19 protein-coding genes are annotated in these 17,192 nt (G+C 62.3%); 8 read left to right on the plus strand and 11 right to left on the minus strand.

Annotation, left to right across the window (positions count from 1 at the left end):
* Window positions 1–25: 25 nt before the first annotated feature.
* The 7 genes from BM408_RS04040 to BM408_RS04070 all read right to left on the minus strand — a co-directional run bounded on the left by BM408_RS04040 (window position 26) and on the right by BM408_RS04070 (window position 5,590).
* Complete coding sequence (locus BM408_RS04040) at window positions 26–1,000, minus strand: Bug family tripartite tricarboxylate transporter substrate binding protein (protein WP_092127059.1); 975 nt, start codon at window positions 998–1,000, stop codon at window positions 26–28.
* A 43-nt stretch (window positions 1,001–1,043) separates the two neighbouring features.
* On the minus strand, window positions 1,044–1,760 hold the full coding sequence (locus BM408_RS04045; RefSeq protein WP_092127061.1) for a class II aldolase/adducin family protein: 717 nt from the start codon (window positions 1,758–1,760) through the stop codon (window positions 1,044–1,046).
* A 149-nt stretch (window positions 1,761–1,909) separates the two neighbouring features.
* Complete coding sequence (locus BM408_RS04050) at window positions 1,910–2,191, minus strand: DUF427 domain-containing protein (RefSeq protein WP_092127063.1); 282 nt, start codon at window positions 2,189–2,191, stop codon at window positions 1,910–1,912.
* A gap of 221 nt (window positions 2,192–2,412) precedes the next feature.
* A complete protein-coding gene (locus tag BM408_RS04055; RefSeq protein WP_092127065.1) occupies window positions 2,413–2,829 on the minus strand; it encodes a hypothetical protein in 417 nt (138 codons plus the stop codon).
* 150 nt (window positions 2,830–2,979) lie between these two features.
* Window positions 2,980–3,651, minus strand: a complete 672-nt coding sequence (locus tag BM408_RS04060; protein ID WP_092127067.1) for a glycine zipper 2TM domain-containing protein — start codon at window positions 3,649–3,651, stop codon at window positions 2,980–2,982.
* A gap of 220 nt (window positions 3,652–3,871) precedes the next feature.
* Window positions 3,872–4,426, minus strand: coding sequence for a cupin domain-containing protein (locus BM408_RS04065; protein WP_092127069.1), 555 nt, complete (start codon window positions 4,424–4,426; stop codon window positions 3,872–3,874).
* Window positions 4,427–4,477: 51 nt separating this feature from the next.
* The gene (locus BM408_RS04070; RefSeq protein ID WP_092127071.1) at window positions 4,478–5,590 is read right to left on the minus strand and encodes a DUF2855 family protein; all 1,113 of its coding nucleotides are present in this window, start codon (window positions 5,588–5,590) and stop codon (window positions 4,478–4,480) included.
* Between the two features lie 29 nt (window positions 5,591–5,619).
* On the opposite strand from BM408_RS04070, the gene BM408_RS04075 reads away from it, so the two are divergent.
* On the plus strand, window positions 5,620–6,291 hold the full coding sequence (locus tag BM408_RS04075; protein WP_092127073.1) for a TetR/AcrR family transcriptional regulator: 672 nt from the start codon (window positions 5,620–5,622) through the stop codon (window positions 6,289–6,291).
* Window positions 6,292–6,324: 33 nt separating this feature from the next.
* On the opposite strand, the gene BM408_RS04080 is transcribed toward BM408_RS04075, so the two are convergent.
* A complete protein-coding gene (locus BM408_RS04080; protein WP_092127075.1) occupies window positions 6,325–7,368 on the minus strand; it encodes a methionine synthase in 1,044 nt (347 codons plus the stop codon).
* Window positions 7,369–7,418: 50 nt separating this feature from the next.
* Entirely contained in the window at window positions 7,419–8,417 is a 999-nt protein-coding gene (locus tag BM408_RS04085; RefSeq protein ID WP_092127379.1) for an LLM class flavin-dependent oxidoreductase, read from the minus strand.
* A gap of 130 nt (window positions 8,418–8,547) precedes the next feature.
* Here BM408_RS04085 and BM408_RS04090 point away from each other — a divergent pair, with 130 nt between their 5' ends.
* Window positions 8,548–9,108, plus strand: a complete 561-nt coding sequence (locus tag BM408_RS04090; RefSeq protein ID WP_092127077.1) for a YaeQ family protein — start codon at window positions 8,548–8,550, stop codon at window positions 9,106–9,108.
* Window positions 9,109–9,111: 3 nt separating this feature from the next.
* Here BM408_RS04090 and BM408_RS04095 read toward each other — a convergent pair whose 3' ends face one another.
* Together BM408_RS04095 and BM408_RS04100 are read right to left on the minus strand one after the other, a co-directional pair.
* Window positions 9,112–10,047, minus strand: a complete 936-nt coding sequence (locus BM408_RS04095) for an ion transporter (RefSeq protein ID WP_092127079.1) — start codon at window positions 10,045–10,047, stop codon at window positions 9,112–9,114.
* Window positions 10,048–10,188: 141 nt separating this feature from the next.
* Complete coding sequence (locus BM408_RS04100; RefSeq protein WP_254774697.1) at window positions 10,189–11,946, minus strand: long-chain fatty acid--CoA ligase; 1,758 nt, start codon at window positions 11,944–11,946, stop codon at window positions 10,189–10,191.
* Between the two features lie 288 nt (window positions 11,947–12,234).
* Between BM408_RS04100 and BM408_RS04105 the strand changes: the two genes are divergently transcribed.
* The 6 genes from BM408_RS04105 (at window position 12,235) to BM408_RS04130 (ending at window position 17,186) form a co-directional block, all read left to right on the plus strand.
* Window positions 12,235–13,188, plus strand: a complete 954-nt coding sequence (locus tag BM408_RS04105) for a Bug family tripartite tricarboxylate transporter substrate binding protein (RefSeq protein WP_092127383.1) — start codon at window positions 12,235–12,237, stop codon at window positions 13,186–13,188.
* A gap of 158 nt (window positions 13,189–13,346) precedes the next feature.
* Window positions 13,347–14,129 carry a GntR family transcriptional regulator gene (locus BM408_RS04110; RefSeq protein WP_092127081.1) on the plus strand — a complete coding sequence of 261 codons (783 nt, stop codon included), beginning with the start codon at window positions 13,347–13,349 and terminating at the stop codon, window positions 14,127–14,129.
* Window positions 14,126–14,914: a transporter substrate-binding domain-containing protein gene (locus BM408_RS04115; RefSeq protein ID WP_092127083.1), complete on the plus strand. Its 789-nt coding sequence runs from the start codon at window positions 14,126–14,128 to the stop codon at window positions 14,912–14,914. The genes BM408_RS04110 and BM408_RS04115 overlap by 4 nt, the downstream gene beginning before the upstream one ends.
* Window positions 14,915–15,049: 135 nt before the next feature.
* Window positions 15,050–15,712 carry an amino acid ABC transporter permease gene (locus tag BM408_RS04120; protein ID WP_092127085.1) on the plus strand — a complete coding sequence of 221 codons (663 nt, stop codon included), beginning with the start codon at window positions 15,050–15,052 and terminating at the stop codon, window positions 15,710–15,712.
* Window positions 15,713–15,733: 21 nt separating this feature from the next.
* Complete coding sequence (locus tag BM408_RS04125; RefSeq protein ID WP_092127087.1) at window positions 15,734–16,414, plus strand: amino acid ABC transporter permease; 681 nt, start codon at window positions 15,734–15,736, stop codon at window positions 16,412–16,414.
* Window positions 16,404–17,186, plus strand: coding sequence for an amino acid ABC transporter ATP-binding protein (locus BM408_RS04130; RefSeq protein WP_305790669.1), 783 nt, complete (start codon window positions 16,404–16,406; stop codon window positions 17,184–17,186). The genes BM408_RS04125 and BM408_RS04130 overlap by 11 nt, the downstream gene beginning before the upstream one ends.
* The last annotated feature ends 6 nt before the right edge of the window (window positions 17,187–17,192 follow it).

Below are 17,192 nucleotides of genomic sequence, written 5' to 3' on the forward strand. Positions count from 1 at the left end.
GCGCGCAGGCGCGGGGCAGCAGGCTTTATTCAGCCTTGATGTTGGCCGACTTGGCCAGCTGGGCATAGCGCGCCAGATCGACCTTGATCAGCTTGGAGAGGGCCGCGCCGTTGCCGGCAAGCGGCTCAACGCCCGCGCCGGAAAGGTTTTCTTTCACGGCTGCCTCGGCCAGCACTTTTTGCACGTCGGCATAAATTTTGGCGACGACTTCAGGCTTCATCTTGGCCGGGCCCATGAGCGCGTACCAGATGGAGAAGTCCAGCGGCTTCAAGCCCTGCTCTTCAAACGTGGGCACCTGCGGCATCAGCTGGTAACGCGTGGCGGTGGACACGCCGATGGCGTTGAGCTTGCCGGTCTTGAGGTGCGGCGCGGCGAGGTTGGCGCTGAGGATGGCCAGTTGCACCTGGCCGCCCACCACGTCGGTCAGGGCGGGCGCGCAGCCCTTGTAGCCCACGTTGGTGGCGTTGATGCCGGATTTTTGCTTGACCAGCTCCATCACGAAATGCTGGGGCGTGCCGACACCGCAGGAGCCGTAGTTCAGCGCCGTTGGGTTGGCCTTGGAATACTCGACCACTTCCTTGAGCGTCTTGAGGTTGGTGCTCTGGTGCGAGACCAGCGCGATCGGCGTGAGGCCCAGCAGCATGATGGGCGTCAGGTCTTTTTCGGGGTCGTAGTTCAGCTTGCCGTTGACGGCCGGGTTGACGACCATGGTGCTGTTTTGCAGCAGCAGCGTGTAGCCGTCGGCCGGGGCGTGCACCACCGCTTCAGTGCCGATGTTGCCGGAGGCGCCCGCGCGGTTGTCGACCGCCACACCCTGGCCCCAGATGGCCTGCAGGCGTGCGCCGATCTGGCGCGCCAGGATGTCGGAGCCGCCGCCCGTGCCGTAGGGCACGATGATGCGCACGGCGCGGGAAGGGTAAGCCTGTGCCAGCGCCTGCGTGGCGCTCAGGCAGCTCAGGGACATCACGGCCGCCAGGGCCAGGAGTTTGGGAAATTTCATGGTTGCCTTTTCAGTGGTGACCCGCGTTACAGGAATAAGGGGCTTACTCTACCGCCCCGATGCTGCGGCTCCAGAGCTCCCAGGGCCGCATGACCTGGCCTTCGTTGGTGTTCATGGCCTTGTCGGCTTCTTCAGGCGTCAGGAATTCAATCGGGCCCAGCGCGTTGGCGGTGAGCTGCAGTTTGGCGTTTTCTTCCGCGTACACGGCGCGGTACACAGCGCGCTCCAGCGAAGGCGCCACCACGGTCGAGCCGTGGCCGCGCATCAGCACGCAGGTGTGCTGGCCCAGCGCTTTGGCCAGGTCTTTGCCCAGGCCCATGTCACGGATCAGCAGGTCGGTGTTGCCGCTGTTTTCGCGGATTTCATAGAGCGACGAGCCGCTGCCCAGGAAACCGCTCATGTGAAAGATGGGGCGCAGGCGCTGGCCGGTCACGCCGAAGGGAATCACGCTGGGCGAATGGCTGTGCACCACCGCCATCACGTCGGGACGGGCGCGGTAGATTTCGCCGTGGATAAAACGCTCCAGGTAAGAGCGCAGTGTGGACTCGCCCACCAGGTCGCCGTTGAGGTCATAGGTCAGGATGTCTGCCTTCTTGACCAGGCCCGGCGCACGGTTGCAAGACAACAGGAAATGGTCGGGCGACTTGTCGTGCCGCACGCTCACGTGGCCGAAACCGTCGACAACGCCCTGGTCGTACAGGATACGGTTGGCAATCACCAACTTTTCAATGAGGGCTGGATCGGCTGCGGCAAGTGTCATGGTGTTTCCTGTAGGTGCGGTTTCAGAGGGTCCGGGCTGGGCTAATTTTAATAAGTATACATATCAGTTAAGACATTTTCCAGACACCCTCTTTGCAAAACCAAAGGGTAAACCCGCAGCCCCGGGAAGCACCTCTCAGAGCCCCGGTTTCAGGGCTCGATCTTCACGCCCTTCCAGAACGCGATATGGCCTTTGATGTTGTCGGCTTCGGGTTTGGGGTCGGGGTAATACCAGGCGGCGTCGGTATTCATTTCACCGTTAACCAGCAGCGAGTAGTAGCTGGCCTGGCCTTTCCATGAGCACATGGTGTGGTGGTTGCTGAAGGTCACGTAGTCGCGGTTGAGCGAGCTTTCGGGGAAGTAGTGGTTGCCTTCGACCACCACGGTGTCGTCGCTTTGCGCAATCACTGCGCCGTTCCAGATGGCTTTCATGGGTCTTTCTTTCTGCTCAACGTGGATGTTGAGGCTGCGGGTGTGGATCGATCGGTTGATCGGTTAATCGGGGAAGGAAGAATCAGGACTCCATGCTACCTCTGTGCACAGGCCCCGGCCGGCACGGGGGTTTATCAGGTTTTCCCGGGACGCATGACGCCCAAAAAAAACGCCGGTGACAGGCACCGGCGCTTTTGTGGGCACGCTACATTCCCGCAGCGTCAGTCGTGGCCCTTGCCGTGTTTTTCCTTGTGCTTGTGCTCGTGTTTTTGCTTGTGCTTGTGTTTGCCGCGTTCGAATTCATCGTCGCCGTTGACCTTCACAAAGTACACCGGCTGGCCGCAGGCGTTGTATTTGGCGCAATGCTTGGACCACTTTTTGGCATGACCGGGCGGCACATGCAAATACATGGGCGGCTGCTGCACCACCACCGCCGGGCGCTGGATGATGACAGGCTGCGCGTAGATCAGCGGCGGAGGCGGCGCATTGCCGATTTCAATGCGGCCGTAGACACCCGGCGTCAGCGCGCCTTCAACGGTGGCGTTGGCATAAGGCCCGGTGGCCATTGCCGCGCCGGACCACAGAGCGGACAGCGCAACAAGGCCAGCCGCAATCAAGGGAGTTTTAAGAGTTTTCATGGGGGTTCCTTCCTTCATTTTTGTTGTGGGCCGCGAACGGGGTCGTTCCCCATACCAGCAGGGGCCGCGGAACCGGCTTTGCCGGGCCGCAGGCGCAGCGCCCCCTCGGGGGGCAGCGCATTACACGAAGTGAAAAGCGTGGGGGCTACTTCAAGCCAGACGCAGGTTCTTGCCTTCAACAATCACCTTCGAGCCCACAGGCACCGAGCTGGAGAGCTCCATATTGCGCGTTGAGCCGTCGTCCATGCGGACGCGGATTTCATACACGGTGACCTTCTTCATGTTCTTTTCGATCTGGTTGCCGGCAAACGCGCCGCCGGCCACGCCGAGCACGGTCATGGCCGTCTTGCCGTTGCCGCCGCCTACCTGGTTGCCCAGCAGGCCGCCCACAACGCCGCCAGCCACGGTGCCCAGGCCAATGGTGGTGCCACCAACGTCCACGCCGTTGACTTTGCCCTGGCGCTGCACGGGGGTGACGGCTTCAACCGTGCCGCAGCTTGCGCACACATTGGCGCGGGACGACTGCGCCACTACAGGGGCGGCGCCGGTATGGCTGGTCGTGGCCTTTGCAGGGGCCGGTTGTTTCACGGTGTCGGGGGCCAGTTTGGCGACTTGTGTTTTTTCAGTTTCAGCAAGCTGCTGGGGCGTGCCGGGTTGGGCGCCTGAGGTATTGACGACCAGCGCGGCGGCCAGCGCCAGAACAGTCACGCCCAGCACCGCCACGATGGCGACGAGCGCCTTGCTGTGCTGCATGCGCTGGCTGAAGCCGGGTTGGGCCGGTTGAGTGGTTGAACCGGGAACAACTTGATTGTTGGTATCCATGATGGATCTCCTTCTGTGTGAGACCCAGTTGTAACCACGCCATGGGATACATCGTGTAGGACGACGTGACATTCGTAAGGAAAGCTTTCCGCACACATTGCAAATCGTGCGGTTTTTCGCGTTTACAGAGCCCTTTATCTGGCGCTCACCAGGCTTTCACCGCGTCTTTACACGCCCCTTTGGCCTCTTTTGCGCCTCTTTTGCGCCTCTTTCGTGTTCTTCAGACGCCGCCGTGGGGGTGGGTTGGGTCCACCCACAGCACGGTGTCGGGCTTTTCAACCGGTTCGATGTCCAGGTTCACGGCGACCGCCTCGCCGTCGCTGCGGCACAACACGCACTCCAGTACCTCGGTGGGGCTGGCGTTGATTTCCTGGTGCGGCACATACGGCGGCACATAAATAAAGTCGCCCGGCCCGGCTTCGGCAGTGAACTCAAGGTGCTCGCCCCAGCGCATGCGGGCCTTGCCCCGTATCACATAGATCACGCTTTCCAGGTGGCCGTGGTGGTGCGCACCGGTCTTGGCGTCGGCGTGAATAGTCACCGTGCCGGCCCACAGCTTTTGCGCGCCCACGCGGGCAAAGTTGATGGCGGCCCGCCTGTCCATGCCCGGCGTTTGGGCCGTGTTGCTGTCGAGCTGATTGCCGGCGATTACGCGCACGCCGTCGTGCTTCCACGGCGGGTCGACCTGACCGTGGGCATGAGGGTGTGTGTGCCCCGGCCCGTGGGAATGGTCGTGGTCGTGCGGGTGATGGGGAAGCGTGGGGTCTTTGCTCATGCTGCCAGCGTACACCACAGCCCCGCATACCGTCCAGATTTGCGCCCAGGTTCAGTCCAGCACCACCACATGCCCCCGCTGCGGGTCGATGCGCCCGCCGTGCATGTCGTCGATCAGGGTTTGCGCCGCCGCAAAGCCGCGGTGCTCACGCACCTGCATCCAGGGGTCTTTCGCGTCACTCACGCGGCGGATAAAAGCCAGTTGCGCTTCGTTAAAACGCTGGTTGACCACGGCATGGCCCCAGTCGGCATTGCGCTTTTTGATCTGCACCGGCGCGAAGTAAAACTTGGGCTCGGGGCCGGGCATGTCGAGCGGCCGCAAAAATTGCGTGTTCTGCGCCGAACCGGCGTAGCAGTCATACACCAGCGATTCGCCGAAATGTTTATGCACCGCCATGCGCAGGCTTTCATCGCCTGAGAAGTCCACATACATCGTGGGTTGGCTGCGGTCGATTTTCGTCAGGTCTTCGTAGCCCACTACCTCGGCGTAACAACCCAGCCCTTCAACAAAGCCCTTGTTACGCGCCGAGGTCAGCGCGATCCGCTTGATGTGCGGATACGCCTCCAGGCAAAACGCCGTGCCGTAAGCGGTTTTGCTGGACGCGCTGGACACCACCATCTGCACCGCGCCAAAGAAGGCGTTGTCTTGCAGAAAATCAGCCAGCATGAACGACGTGATGAAAAGCGGGCGCACCAGCATCTGGTAGTTCTCGTCTTCGGCGCGGTAGGCGGCATCGGCGCTGCAGCGCATGTACTGGTTGTAGGCCGAGGTCAGCGTTTTGCGGTGCGCGGCACCGTCGTAAAAGCCGCGCTCCGTCACGCGCTCGGGCTGCACACGCAGGTGGCTGGCGATAGGAAAGTAGCCGTAAAAGCGTTCGCCCACTTCCACACCCGGCACGCCGGAGCTTTCGACATCGGCAAAACCCCAGACCGGCATGTGGCCCCAATCAGCCTCGCCGGTCGGAAAGAAATCCCAGTACTGCATGGCCTCGCCAAAGGCGGCGTAGGTGATGTTGTTGGTGGTGACGGCCACGCGGCGGATTTTCAGAATGGCCTCGCCGGGGGTACCCGGCATGTCACCTGCGGGCTTTTGTTCGTCTACCCGGGTGTGATTCAATGCATTTTTGCGTGTGAGCAGTCGCTTCAACGTAGCGGGTTTATTCATGGCGTCTTTCCTTCAGCAAGTAGCAATCAATGTATAGCCGCCGCCCTACTCCCGGGTTCGGAAAACCGCAAGCCGCCGCAGCGCCGGCCGCAGCGGCCGCCAAGCCCCTGAAACGCCCCACCCAGGCACGGGCGGTGTTCACCGTGCAGGCGATTTACGACGCCTTTGTTCGGATTTGGCGGCGTGACGGCTGGGCGGGCGTGAGCACGCGAGCGGTGGCACTCGAAACCGGTGTCTCGGTCGGCACGCTGTATGACTACTTCCCCAACAAGGCCGCACTGCTGTCGGGCTACGTGCGGCATTGCATGGAGCAATTGCTAAAGGCCGTTGAAGAGCAGGCAGTAGCGCCGGCGGGGCTGAGCGCCGAACAAAGGCTGCGCGCCCTCATACGCCTGGCCTGCGGCGTGAACACACCCGAGTTGCCCTGGTTTGACGCCGGCATGCTGGCGATGGAGTCAGACATTGCGGAAGGCAAGCACCACCGGCGTGTGCATGAGGAATTGCTGGCCGCCTGGACGCGGGTCTTTGAAGCCTGCACCGACCTGCCCCGCAAGCCTTCACCCGCGGCGATTCAGGCCATGCACCTGTCGGTGTGGGGCGGGCGCCGCTACGGCTTGCTGCTTGGGCTGAATGAAGCCGAAGCCGCCGCGTGGGCCGATGAGATGGCGCAGCTTTGCCTGCTGCGCATCAGGGCTGAATAAACGAAGCGTTTATTGCAGGAAGTTTTCAGGGCGTTATTTGTAGCGCTCACGCGCCAGCGCCGCGCCTGCGCCCAGCGCCTCCAGCTTCTTCAGCGCCACTGCCCGGTCCATGGGCGCCAGGCCGCAATTGGTGCAGGGAATCAGGCGGTTGCTGGGCACGTATTTGAGCGCCTTGCCGATGGTGTCGGCCACCTGCTCGGGCGTTTCGATTTCATCGCTGGCCACGTCGATTACGCCGACCATCACATCCTTGCCCTCAAGCAACGCCATCAGGTGCGGCGGCACATGTGAGTGGTAGCACTCCAGGCTGACCTGGCGGATGGTGCTTTTGGCCAGCGCCGGAAACACGGTTTCGTACTGCCGCCATTCCTCGCCCAGGGTTTCCTTCCAGTCGGTGTTGGCCTTGATGCCGTAGCCGTAGCAAATGTGCACGGCGGTTGTGCAGGTCAGGTCTTGCGCCGCGCGCTCCAGCGCCTTCACGCCCCAGTCGGCGGCCTCCTTCATATAGACATTGAAGGCAGGCTCATCAAACTGGATGATGTCCACGCCGTCGGCCTGCAGGGCCAGCGCTTCCTGGTTGAGCAGCTCGGCAAAGGCCATGGCCAGCTTGACCTTGTCGCCGTAGAACTTGTCGGCCACGGTGTCGACAATGGTCATTGGCCCAGGCAGGGTGAACTTGATTTTTTTGGTGGTGTGCGCCCGCAGCAAGCGTGCTTCAGCGGCATGCACACGGCCTTTGAGTTTGAGCTGCGACACCACCTGCGGCACCATGGCGTCATAGCGGTTGTCGCGTATGCCCATCTTGACCTTGTGCTCGAAGTCGATGCCATCGACCTGCTCGAGAAAGCCGTGCACAAAATGCTGGCGCGACTGCTCGCCGTCGCCAATCACATCCAGGCCCGCGTCTTCCTGCGCCTTGATCCACAGCAGCGTGGCGTCGGCCTTGGCTTGCTTAAGCTCGTCGCCTTCGGTTTTCCACTGCGGCCAAAGCTTTTTGGTTTCAGACAGCCAGGCGGGTTTGGGCAGGCTGCCGGCAATGGCAGCGCCAAAGAGCGGTGTTGCGGGAGGGTTTTGCATTTGGGTATTCCTTGTCTCGATGTTTATTGTTGGTAGCCGGTTCTCAAATCTCAGAAAAACTCCCGCGCCAGCAATTCATACGAGCGCCTGCGGGCGGCGGGGTCGTGCGTCCAGGTGATCACGACCAGCTCGTCAACCCCCAGTGTATTAGCCAGCGCCCTTAATTTGGCGGCAACTTGCGGGCCGCTGCCGACCAGCGCATTGGCCCGGAGCCTGTCGGCCTCGGCCTGCTCGGCTGCGGTGTAGGGTCGCAGCGCCACCTCTTCGGGCGAAGGCAAGGCCGCCAGCGCGCCGCGGTTGCGGTCTATCTTCCAGCGCTCGCGGCCCGAGAAGTGGTGCCAGGCCTCGGCCTCGGTGTCGGCCGCCAGTGCCCAGACGCACAGCACCGCCTGCGGCATGGGGTGGCGCGGGCTGGGCCGGTAGGTGGAGCGGTAAATATCCAGCGCCTGCCCGGCGCCCTGCCCGTCGGTGATGAAGTAGGCAAACGCATACGGCAGGCCATAGTGGGCGGCCAGTTGCGCGCCGTAGTCGGAGCTGCCCAGCATCCACATCTCGGGGGTGGTCGGGCCCATGGGGTTGGCGGTAACGCCGCGGCCGGGGTGGCCTTCCGGCAAATCGATACCGGCCAGCCAGGCTTGCAGCTCGCGCACCTGGATGGGGAAGTTCTCGGCCGACTGGCGCGGGTCGCTGCTCAGCAGCCGCGCGGTGCGCATGTCCGAGCCCGGCGCACGGCCCACGCCCAGGTCTATGCGGCCCGGCGCCAGGGCTTCCAGCACACGAAACTGCTCGGCCACCTTGAGCGCCGCATAGTGCGGCAGCATGACACCGGCGCTGCCCACACGGATGCGGCTGGTGGTGGCGGCAATGGCGGCCATCAACACCTCGGGCGCGGAGCCGACGATGCTGGGGTGGCTGTGGTGCTCACTCACCCAGAAGCGCTTGTAACCCAGCGCTTCGCAGTGGCGGGCCAGTTGCAGGGTTTCACGGATGGAGGCGTCTTCCGTGCGGCCGGTAACGGCGACGGACTGGTCTAGGACGGAGAGGCTGATCATGGTCGAGTCACTATAGCCAGACGGCTTAAATCCCGCTGGGCCGGGGTTACCTCAGGCGGCTCTGTTCCCGCTCTGTTCCAATACAGGGTTCGTTCCCGTCCAGACCCGAGATAAAGAAGTACACCTTATGGCACTCAAAGCCACCATTTACAAAGCTCAATTGGCCCTGTCCGACATGGACCGCAATATCTACGCCGACCACAGCGTGACGATTGCGCGCCACCCCTCGGAGGCTGATGAGCGCATGATGATCCGCCTGCTGGCTTTCGCGCTCAACGTGCCGGCCGACGACAAGAAGGGCAACCTGGAATTTGCCAAGGACTTGTGGGATGTGGACGAAGCCGCGCTCTGGCACAAGGACTACACCGAGCAGATCCTGCACTGGATCGACGTGGGCCAGCCCGACGACAAACGCCTGATGAAGGCGGCAGGCCGCGCCGAAAGAATCAGCGTCTACAGCTTTGCCAGCAGCACGCCGGTCTGGTGGAAAAACATTGAAACCAAGCTGACGCGTGCGGCCAACCTCGTGGTCTGGCAGATCGATGCCGCCGAAAGCCAGGCCCTGGCCAAGCTGGCCGAGCGCAGCATGCAGTTGCAGGTGACGGTACAGGACGGCACGGTGTGGATGAGCACGGCGCTGGGCTCGGTGGAGATCACGCCGCGCCGGCTGACGGCGGCCGAGTCTTAAAACCTAGGACGCCTGGGAGGGCGCATCCTTTGCGTCTTTTACGTCTTTGGTTTCCTTGGGAGCCTGGTGCTGATAAGCCGGCAGCTCCGCACCACAGTGATAGCAAAAATCAGCCTCCGGCAGGTGACCCTCGGTCAGGCACTCATGGCAGGTGCGTGTGGTCGGCATGGGAAGTCTCTGCATGCGCCGCTCGGCGGCCATTTCTGCGGTGACGATGCCGGTGGGCACCGCCAGGATGCCCCAGCCCAGCAGCATCATGAATGACGAGATCAGCCGGCCCAGGTCGGTCTTGGGCGTGATGTCGCCAAAGCCCACAGTGGTCACGGTGCTGATGGCCCAGTAGACCGAGGTCGGGATGCTGGTAAAGCCGTTGGAAGGCCCTTCGACCACATACATCACGGTGCCCATCACCAGCACCATCATCACCACGGCTGACAGAAAAACGAGAATCTTGCGTCCGCTGGCGGCCAGCGCCCGGCCCAGCGACTGGTATTCGGCCACATAGGCGGCCAGCTTGAAGATACGGAACACGCGCAAAAGGCGCAGCACACGCACGTCGATGAGCGCGTGCAGCTCCGGGAAGAACAGCGCCAGGTAGGTCGGCAGCACGGCGATCAAATCGATGATGCCGAAGAAGCTGGTGGCGTATTGCAGCGGCTTTCTCACGCAGGCCAGGCGTGCCAGGTATTCGGCAGTGAAGAGCAGCGTGAAAATCCATTCGACTACCGCGAATGCCCGGCCGTGCGAGGCGTGGATGCTTTGCACGCTGTCGGCCATCACCACCGCGATGCTGACCAGGATGAGGACGATCAGCGCCTTGTCAAAGAGCCGGCCGGCGCGCGTGTCGGCCTCAAAGATGATGGTGTACAGGCGCAGCCGCCAGCCGGCGAGCGGCTTGTCGTCAAAGTCTTCAATCGTGGGTGGAGCAGGTTTGGCCATGTGCTGATTATTTGCCAGTTCAGCACCATAACCGACCTGGAGGGCGATTTACCGCCCAAACCAGTTCACTATGCTTTTTATAGCTGCTTACGCCATTTCTACGAGGCTTGCAGGCACTTTCCGCTGGAAGAAAGGAACCCCTCAGGCGGGCTTCGCACCCTGCTCAGCCTCCTGCAACGCACGCCACATGACCTTGCCCGAGCCGCTCTTGGGCAAAGCATCCACAAACTGCACAACGCGCGGGTATTTATAGGCCGCCATGTTGTCCTTGCACCAGTTGATGATGTCGTCTTCCGTGGTCTGCCCTTTGGCCGCGGCGCGCAGCACCACCACAGCCTTGACGGTCTCGCCGCGGTAGGCATCTTTGGTGCTGATGATGCAGGCCTCCTGGATGGCCGGGTGCTTGAACATCAATGCCTCGACCTCAGCCGGCCACACCTTGAAGCCCGAGGCGTTGATCATGCGCTTGAGCCGGTCGGTGATGAAAAAGTAACCCTGCTCGTCCATGCGGCCCAGGTCGCCGGAGCGGAAGAAGCGCTTGCCGTCGAGCTCGATAAAGGCGTCGGCCGTGGCGTCGGGCCGCTTCCAGTAGCCCTGGAACACCTGCGGCCCGCTCATGATGATTTCACCCTGTTCGCCCTGCGGCACTTCCTTGAGTGTGATTGGGTCGATGATGCGCGCATCGCAACTCATAAAGGGCACGCCCAGGCATTGCTGCTTGGTGGCGTCATAAGGGTTGCTGTGCGAGGGCGCGGCGGTTTCCGTAAGGCCGTAGCCTTCGGCAAAACGCAGGCCGTATTGCTCCCACAGGCGCTGGGCCACGGCCTGCGGCATGGCCGCGCCGCCGCCTCCGATGTAGACCAGGCTGCTCAAATCAAAGTTTGCAAAGTTGGGGCTGCCCAGCAGGTCTATCACCATGGTGGGGATGTTGGTCCAGTGCGTAACGCCCCAGTGCGAGATCAGCTTGCCGGCCAGCTCGCGGTCCCAGCGCGGCATGATGACCAGCGTGGCGCTGCCGTAGATGGCTGCATGCATGACGGACACCATGCCCGTGATATGGAACATAGGCACGACCGACAGCGTCACGTTCTCAAACGTGCTGTTACCCCACAGGCAACTGGCCACCGCGTTGTGCATGATGCTGGCGTGCGTATGCATGCAGCCTTTGGGCAGGCCGGTGGTGCCGCTGGTGTAAGGCAGCACGGCCAGGTCTTGCGGTGTGGCGGTATGTACAGGTAACTCGCCAGTGTCCCCGTTGGCCATCGCATCGATCCAGCTTATGACAGTGCCGCCTTCCAGCACCGGCAGCGCATGCCGCGTGCCCAGCCATTCGCGCCAGGCTTCGGGCATGGCGGCATCGTTGCCGTCCTGCCCTTTGCCTTGCGTCGGCATATCAAAAGCATCGCTGTAATGCGTGACCACCACGTGCGCCAGCCTCTCAGCAGGCGCCAGTTGCGCATTGGCATTGGCCAGCTCGGGCGCCAGGTCGGCGGTGGTGATGGCCACTTTGGCGTCAGGGTCGGTGATGTAGTGCTTGAGCTCTTCCGCCCGGTTCATCGGGTTGACCGGCACCACCACCGCATTGGCCCGCAGGATGGCAAAGTGCGCGATCACCCACTGCGGGCAGTTCTGCATGTTGAGCACCACACGATCACCTTGGCGCACGCCCAGGCGGTGCAGCGTGGCGGCCAGGCGTTCGGCCTGCCGCAGCACTTCGGCGTAGCTCAGCACGCGATTAAAGAAGACCAAGGCGGGCTTGTCCGGAAAGCGCAGTGCGCTGACCGCCAGGTTGTGCCACAGCGACGTAGCCGGCGGTGTGATGCTGTGCGGCAACCGCTTGGGCCAGACCTGATAGTGCAGGTTGTGCGGGGTGGGGATGGCGGGGGGAACAGCGGACAAGAAGGACTCCAGAAAGCACAGGCAAGAAGAAACTCCGGCACAGCCTACCCCGAGATTGTGCGGCTCACATCCGGGAAGCTCCCGATAAAACACTGTCACTTGAGCGACCCGCGCTCACTATGATGAAGCTGCACCCGCACGGCAGCCCGCGTGAGGCCACATGCTTTCGCTTGTACGGCGGAAATCATTGCGGCGTCACTGCTTACACGCCGAAACAAAAACAGAACACATCCAGGAGACTCCATGAACCGCTCGTTCGCATCTTTCACCCTTCGCCGCAAAACCCTGATGTCGGCTTGCGCGCTGGCCTTCACGGCACTGGCCTCCTCCGCAGCCATGGCGGCCTTCCCCGAAAAGCCCATCCGCGTGGTGATCGGCTTTCCGGCCGGCGGCCCGCTGGACCAGCATGCCCGCCTGCTGACGGAACGCCTGCAGGCCGTGCTGGGCCAGCCCATCGTGATCGACTACAAGTCCGGCGCCGGCGGCACCGTGGGCGCGCAAGACGTGATGAAGGCCGCACCCGACGGCTACACCCTGATGTTGGCCAACACCGGCGTGATGGTGATCAACCCTGCCCTCTACAGCAAGCTGCCCTACAACACGCTCAAAGACTTCACGCCGATTGCGCGCACCGCGATGCAGCCGCTGGCCTTGCTGGTCAACCCCAAGCTGCCGGTCAACAACCTCAAGGAATTCATCGCCTACGCCAAGGCCAGGCCCGGGCAGGTCAACTACGGCTCGGCCGGCAATGGCGGCATCAGCCACCTGGTGCCCGAGATGTTCAAGAATGCCGCCGGGCTTTTTATGGTGCACATCCCCTACCGCGGCAGCGCGCCCGCCTTTACCGATTTGATGGCTGGCCAGGTGCAGTTCATGGGCGAGTCGATTCCGCAGGCCGCCAGCTATCACAAGCAGGGCAAGGTGCGCGCCCTGGCAGTGACCAGCAAGGAGCGCAACCCGGCGCTGCCGGACATCCCGACCGTCATTGAATCAGGCATCAAGGGTTTTGAGGTGGTGGGCTTTTACGGCTTCCTCGCCCCCGCAGGCCTGCCCAAGGACGTGGCCGCCAAACTCAGCGACGCCTTCAAGCAGGTGATGAGCAGCCCGGACATCCGCAACCGCATGGTGACGCAAGGGGCCGACCCGGCCTTTATGGGCAGTGACGAGTTCGCGCAGTTTCTGACTGCCGAGATGCCGCGCTGGGCTGCAGCGGTAAAGGCTTCGGGCGCCAAGCTGGACTGAAGGCGCGGACCGAACGGCGGCGCTCCCCGTCCTGGTGCGGCGCGCCGCCCAAAAGCCGCAGCCCGGTGCACGGGAACGCCAGACAGGTGCGCAAAACTTGTATACCAGTTGATTAAACCAGCCACCAGGGCTGGCACGGCTTATGCACTACAGGGTGCATGGCCACCGCATCCGACATCAGCAACCGCATCATTGAAGCCGTGATGGCGCAAAAGCTCGCGCCGGGCGCACGCCTGGGCGAGCAGCAGTTGGCCATGCTGTTTGACTGCAGCCGCACCATCGTGCGCGAGGCCCTGACCCGGCTGGCGGTGCGCGGCATCGTCACCGTGAGCAGCCGGCGCGGCTGGTATGTGATTGAACCTTCGCAGGAAGAAGCGCGCGAGGCCTTTGAGGCGCGTCGCGTGATCGAGATGGGCCTGATCCGCTGCACCGGCGACGTGAGCAAGGCCGCTATCAAACAGCTCAAAAGCCACCTCACCCGTGAGAAAGCAGCGGTGAAGGGCGACGACGTGGGCCTGCGCAGTTTTTTGCTGGGCGACTTTCATGTCTGCCTGGCCGAATGCCTGGGCAACAGCCTGCTGGCCGACACGCTGCGTGACTTCACCGCACGCACCACCCTCATTGCCATGCTCTACCAGTCGTCGCACGACGCGGCGCAGTCTTGCGAAGAGCATGTGCAGATCGTTCAGGCGCTTGAAAAAGGCGACCTGGCGAAAGCCGAAAAACTCATGCAGGCCCATATCGGCAGCGTGCAGGCGGCGCTGAAGTTGCAGACCGGCGGCGGTGACCCGCTGTCGCATCTGCGCAGTGCTTTGAGCCCGCTGGACGCGCAGCCGCTCAAAACCGCGTCGCCCAAAGATTCATCCCGTGTTCGCAAAGCCGGCCGTGCTTCGGCCAAACCCACCGACGACTCTTCCACTTACCTAGGAGCCCTGCTATGAAGTCCAGCAAACGCGTTTTCTCTTTAGCCCTTGCCGCAGCCGCCGTGCTGGGCGCCGCCGGCGTCCATGCGCAAACCGCGCTCGACGACATCATGAAGGCCAAGGAAATCAAGATCGCCATTCCGACCGACTTTCCGCCCTACGGCATGGTTGGCACTGACCTGAAACCCCAGGGCCTGGACGTCGAGATGGCCGGCTACATCGCGCAAAAAATGGGCGTGAAGGTTGAACTGGTGCCGGTGACCAGCGCCAACCGCATCGCCTACCTGCAGACCAAAAAGGCAGATCTCGTGATCTCCACGCTGGGCAAAAACCCGGACCGCGAAAAAGTCATCGACTTCACCGCCGCTTATTCGCCCTTCTTCCAGGCCGTGTTCGGCCCCAAGAGCCTGAGCATCAAGTCCTTTGCCGACCTGAACGGCAAAACCATCAGCGTGACGCGCGCCGCCCTGGAAGACCAGGAACTGACCAAGGTCGCACCCAGCGGGGCCGACATCAAACGTTTTGAAGACAACAACACCACCGTGTCGGCCTACACCGCCGGCCAGGTGCAGCTGATTGCCACCGGCGCTTCGGTGGCTGGCAACATGATGGCCAAGAACCCGCAGCTCAATACCGAATACAAGCTGCTGCTCAGCGACAGCCCCAACTTCATCGGCGTGGCCAAGGGTGAAGACAAGCTGCGCCTGAAGGTCAATGAAGTGATTGCCGAAGCCAAAAAGAATGGCGACCTGGACAAGATCGCGATGAAGTGGCTGGGCCGCCCCGCCGGAAATCTCCCTTAACCCCCGTTGCGGTTCGCTTCGCGTAACCGCCTCCCCCCTTGCAGGGGGCGCCGCTGGTGGCCCGGCAAAGCCGGTTCCACTGCGGCTGCTGGTATGACAGAAGCAGGCAGCGCCTTATCAACAGGAATGTGATCCATGCGTATTGAGCTTGATTTCATGGCCGTCCTCAGCCAGTGGCCGTTGCTGGCTGTTGGCGTCGCGTGGACGCTGGGCCTGACGGCGATCTCGTCGGTGCTGGGCATGTTCATGGGCATGGCCTTTGCCTGGGCGCGGGCCAGTGGGCCGACGTGGTTGCGCTGGGTGGTGGGCACCTATGTGGAGCTGATCCGCAACACGCCTTTTATCGTGCAGCTGTTTTTTATCTTCTTTGGCCTGCCGGCAGCGGGCTTCAAGCTCTCACCTGAGACGGCTTCTGTGCTGGCGATGGTGATCAATCTTTCGGCCTATGCGACCGAGATCATTCGCGCCGGGGTCGAGGCCACACCGCGCGGCCAGATTGAAGCGGCCGAAAGCCTGGCACTCAACCGCGTGCAGATTTACACCCGCGTGGTGCTGCCACCGGCGCTCAAGAAAGTCTGGCCCGCCATGGTGAGCCAGATCATCATCGTGATGCTGGGCTCGGCCGTCTGCGGACAGATCTCGACGCAGGAACTGTCTTACGCCGCCAACCTGATCCAGGGCCGCAACTTCCGGGCGTTTGAAGCTTTCATCATTGCGACGCTGATTTACCTGGTGCTGTCCATCGCCGTGAGAAAGCTTCTCAACTGGATGGGCCCGAAATTCCTTTTTGGTCGCTAACTGGAAAGGCTGGGCAACACGATGATCGAATTCTCCATTTGGGACATCTTCCGCAACCTGCTGCTGGCGGCACGCTGGACTGTCGTGCTTTCACTCGTCGCCTTTATAGGCGGCGGCATTGTCGGCATGCTGCTATTGGTGGGCAGGCTCTCCGCCACCCGCGCTGTGCCGGGCGCACAAAAGGCCGCGCTCATCACGCGCCGCGCGCTGGACGGCTATGTGCTGCTGTTCCAGGGCACGCCGCTGCTGATGCAACTCTTCCTCGCCTATTTCGGCCTGGCGCTCTTTGGCATCAATGTGCCGGCCTGGGTGGCGGCTGCGGTGGCGCTGACGCTTTACACCAGTGCCTACCTGGCCGAGATCTGGCGCGGCTGCGTGGATGCCATTCCCAAAGGCCAGTGGGAAGCCGCACAAAGTCTGGCGCTCAACTTCGGCGAGCAGCTCAAATACATCGTGCTGCCGCAGGCCGTGCGCATTGCCGTGCCGCCCACTGTGGGCTTTCTGGTGCAGGTCATCAAGGGCACGGCGCTGGCCTCGGTGATCGGTTTTATCGAGCTGACCAAGGCCGGCACCATGATTACCAATGCCACCTTCAAACCCTTTGTGGTGTACAGCTGCGTCGCGCTGATGTACTTCGCGCTGTGTTTCCCCGTCTCCCTGTATGCCCGCAAGCTTGAGAGGAAAGCCCGCAATGGACGCTAATGTCGCACCATCCCCCGCCGCTACAACAACAGCGTCTGACCGCACACTGGTCGAGATCAACCAGCTGCGCAAGAGTTTTGGGGCCAATGAGGTTCTCAAAGGCATAGACCTCGAAGTCAAGGCCGGCGAAGTGATCGCCATCATTGGCAAAAGCGGCTCAGGCAAAAGCACGCTGCTGCGCTGCATCAACGGCCTGGAAGTGTTTCAAAGCGGCACGCTGCGTGTGGACGGCAAACACTTGCTGCACGACAACCCGCAGGTCATGCGTGAGCTGCGCCAGCGCGTGGGCATGATCTTTCAGAGTTTCAACCTGTTCCCGCATCTCACCGTCGGCAAAAACATCATGCTGGCGCCCACGCTGGTCAAAAAGACGGCCGGCGCGCCCGCTGCGGAACATGCGAAGGCCTTGCTGCAGCGCGTCGGCCTGGCTGAAAAATTCGAATCCTGGCCCGACCAGCTTTCCGGCGGGCAGCAGCAGCGTGTGGCGATTGCGCGTGCACTGGCCATGCAACCTTCGGTACTGCTGTGCGACGAGATCACTTCGGCGCTGGACCCTGAGCTCGTGGGCGAGGTGCTGCAGGTGGTGGAAAGCCTGGCCGCCGAAGGCATGACGCTGCTGATGGTGACGCACGAGATGAACTTCGCGCGCAAGGTCTGCGACCGGGTGGTCTTTATGCACCAGGGCCGCGTGCATGAGATCGGGCCGCCCGACGAGGTGTTCTCCAACCCGCAAACCGCCGAGCTCAAACAGTTCCTAGGCATGATCCAGTAAGCCCCT

Source organism: Polaromonas sp. YR568 (genome assembly GCF_900116715.1).
In the GTDB taxonomy this organism is placed as follows: domain Bacteria; phylum Pseudomonadota; class Gammaproteobacteria; order Burkholderiales; family Burkholderiaceae_C; genus Polaromonas.

Bases quoted from the DNA above. Each gene is read 5' to 3' on its own strand.
- BM408_RS04040 (WP_092127059.1), bottom strand. From the start codon at position 1,000: ATGAAATTTCCCAAACTCCTGGCCCTGGCGGCCGTGATGTCCCTGAGC.
- BM408_RS04115 (WP_092127083.1), top strand. From the start codon at position 14,126: ATGAAGTCCAGCAAACGCGTTTTCTCTTTAGCCCTTGCCGCAGCCGCC.
- BM408_RS04095 (WP_092127079.1), bottom strand. From the start codon at position 10,047: ATGGCCAAACCTGCTCCACCCACGATTGAAGACTTTGACGACAAGCCG.
- BM408_RS04065 (WP_092127069.1), bottom strand. From the start codon at position 4,426: ATGAGCAAAGACCCCACGCTTCCCCATCACCCGCACGACCACGACCAT.
- BM408_RS04105 (WP_092127383.1), top strand. From the start codon at position 12,235: ATGTCGGCTTGCGCGCTGGCCTTCACGGCACTGGCCTCCTCCGCAGCC.
- BM408_RS04060 (WP_092127067.1), bottom strand. From the start codon at position 3,651: ATGGATACCAACAATCAAGTTGTTCCCGGTTCAACCACTCAACCGGCC.
- BM408_RS04075 (WP_092127073.1), top strand. From the start codon at position 5,620: ATGTATAGCCGCCGCCCTACTCCCGGGTTCGGAAAACCGCAAGCCGCC.
- BM408_RS04125 (WP_092127087.1), top strand. From the start codon at position 15,734: ATGATCGAATTCTCCATTTGGGACATCTTCCGCAACCTGCTGCTGGCG.
- BM408_RS04090 (WP_092127077.1), top strand. From the start codon at position 8,548: ATGGCACTCAAAGCCACCATTTACAAAGCTCAATTGGCCCTGTCCGAC.
- BM408_RS04130 (WP_305790669.1), top strand. From the start codon at position 16,404: ATGGACGCTAATGTCGCACCATCCCCCGCCGCTACAACAACAGCGTCT.
- BM408_RS04050 (WP_092127063.1), bottom strand. From the start codon at position 2,191: ATGAAAGCCATCTGGAACGGCGCAGTGATTGCGCAAAGCGACGACACC.
- BM408_RS04070 (WP_092127071.1), bottom strand. From the start codon at position 5,590: ATGAATAAACCCGCTACGTTGAAGCGACTGCTCACACGCAAAAATGCA.
- BM408_RS04080 (WP_092127075.1), bottom strand. From the start codon at position 7,368: ATGCAAAACCCTCCCGCAACACCGCTCTTTGGCGCTGCCATTGCCGGC.
- BM408_RS04120 (WP_092127085.1), top strand. From the start codon at position 15,050: ATGCGTATTGAGCTTGATTTCATGGCCGTCCTCAGCCAGTGGCCGTTG.
- BM408_RS04110 (WP_092127081.1), top strand. From the start codon at position 13,347: ATGGCCACCGCATCCGACATCAGCAACCGCATCATTGAAGCCGTGATG.
- BM408_RS04045 (WP_092127061.1), bottom strand. From the start codon at position 1,760: ATGACACTTGCCGCAGCCGATCCAGCCCTCATTGAAAAGTTGGTGATT.
- BM408_RS04055 (WP_092127065.1), bottom strand. From the start codon at position 2,829: ATGAAAACTCTTAAAACTCCCTTGATTGCGGCTGGCCTTGTTGCGCTG.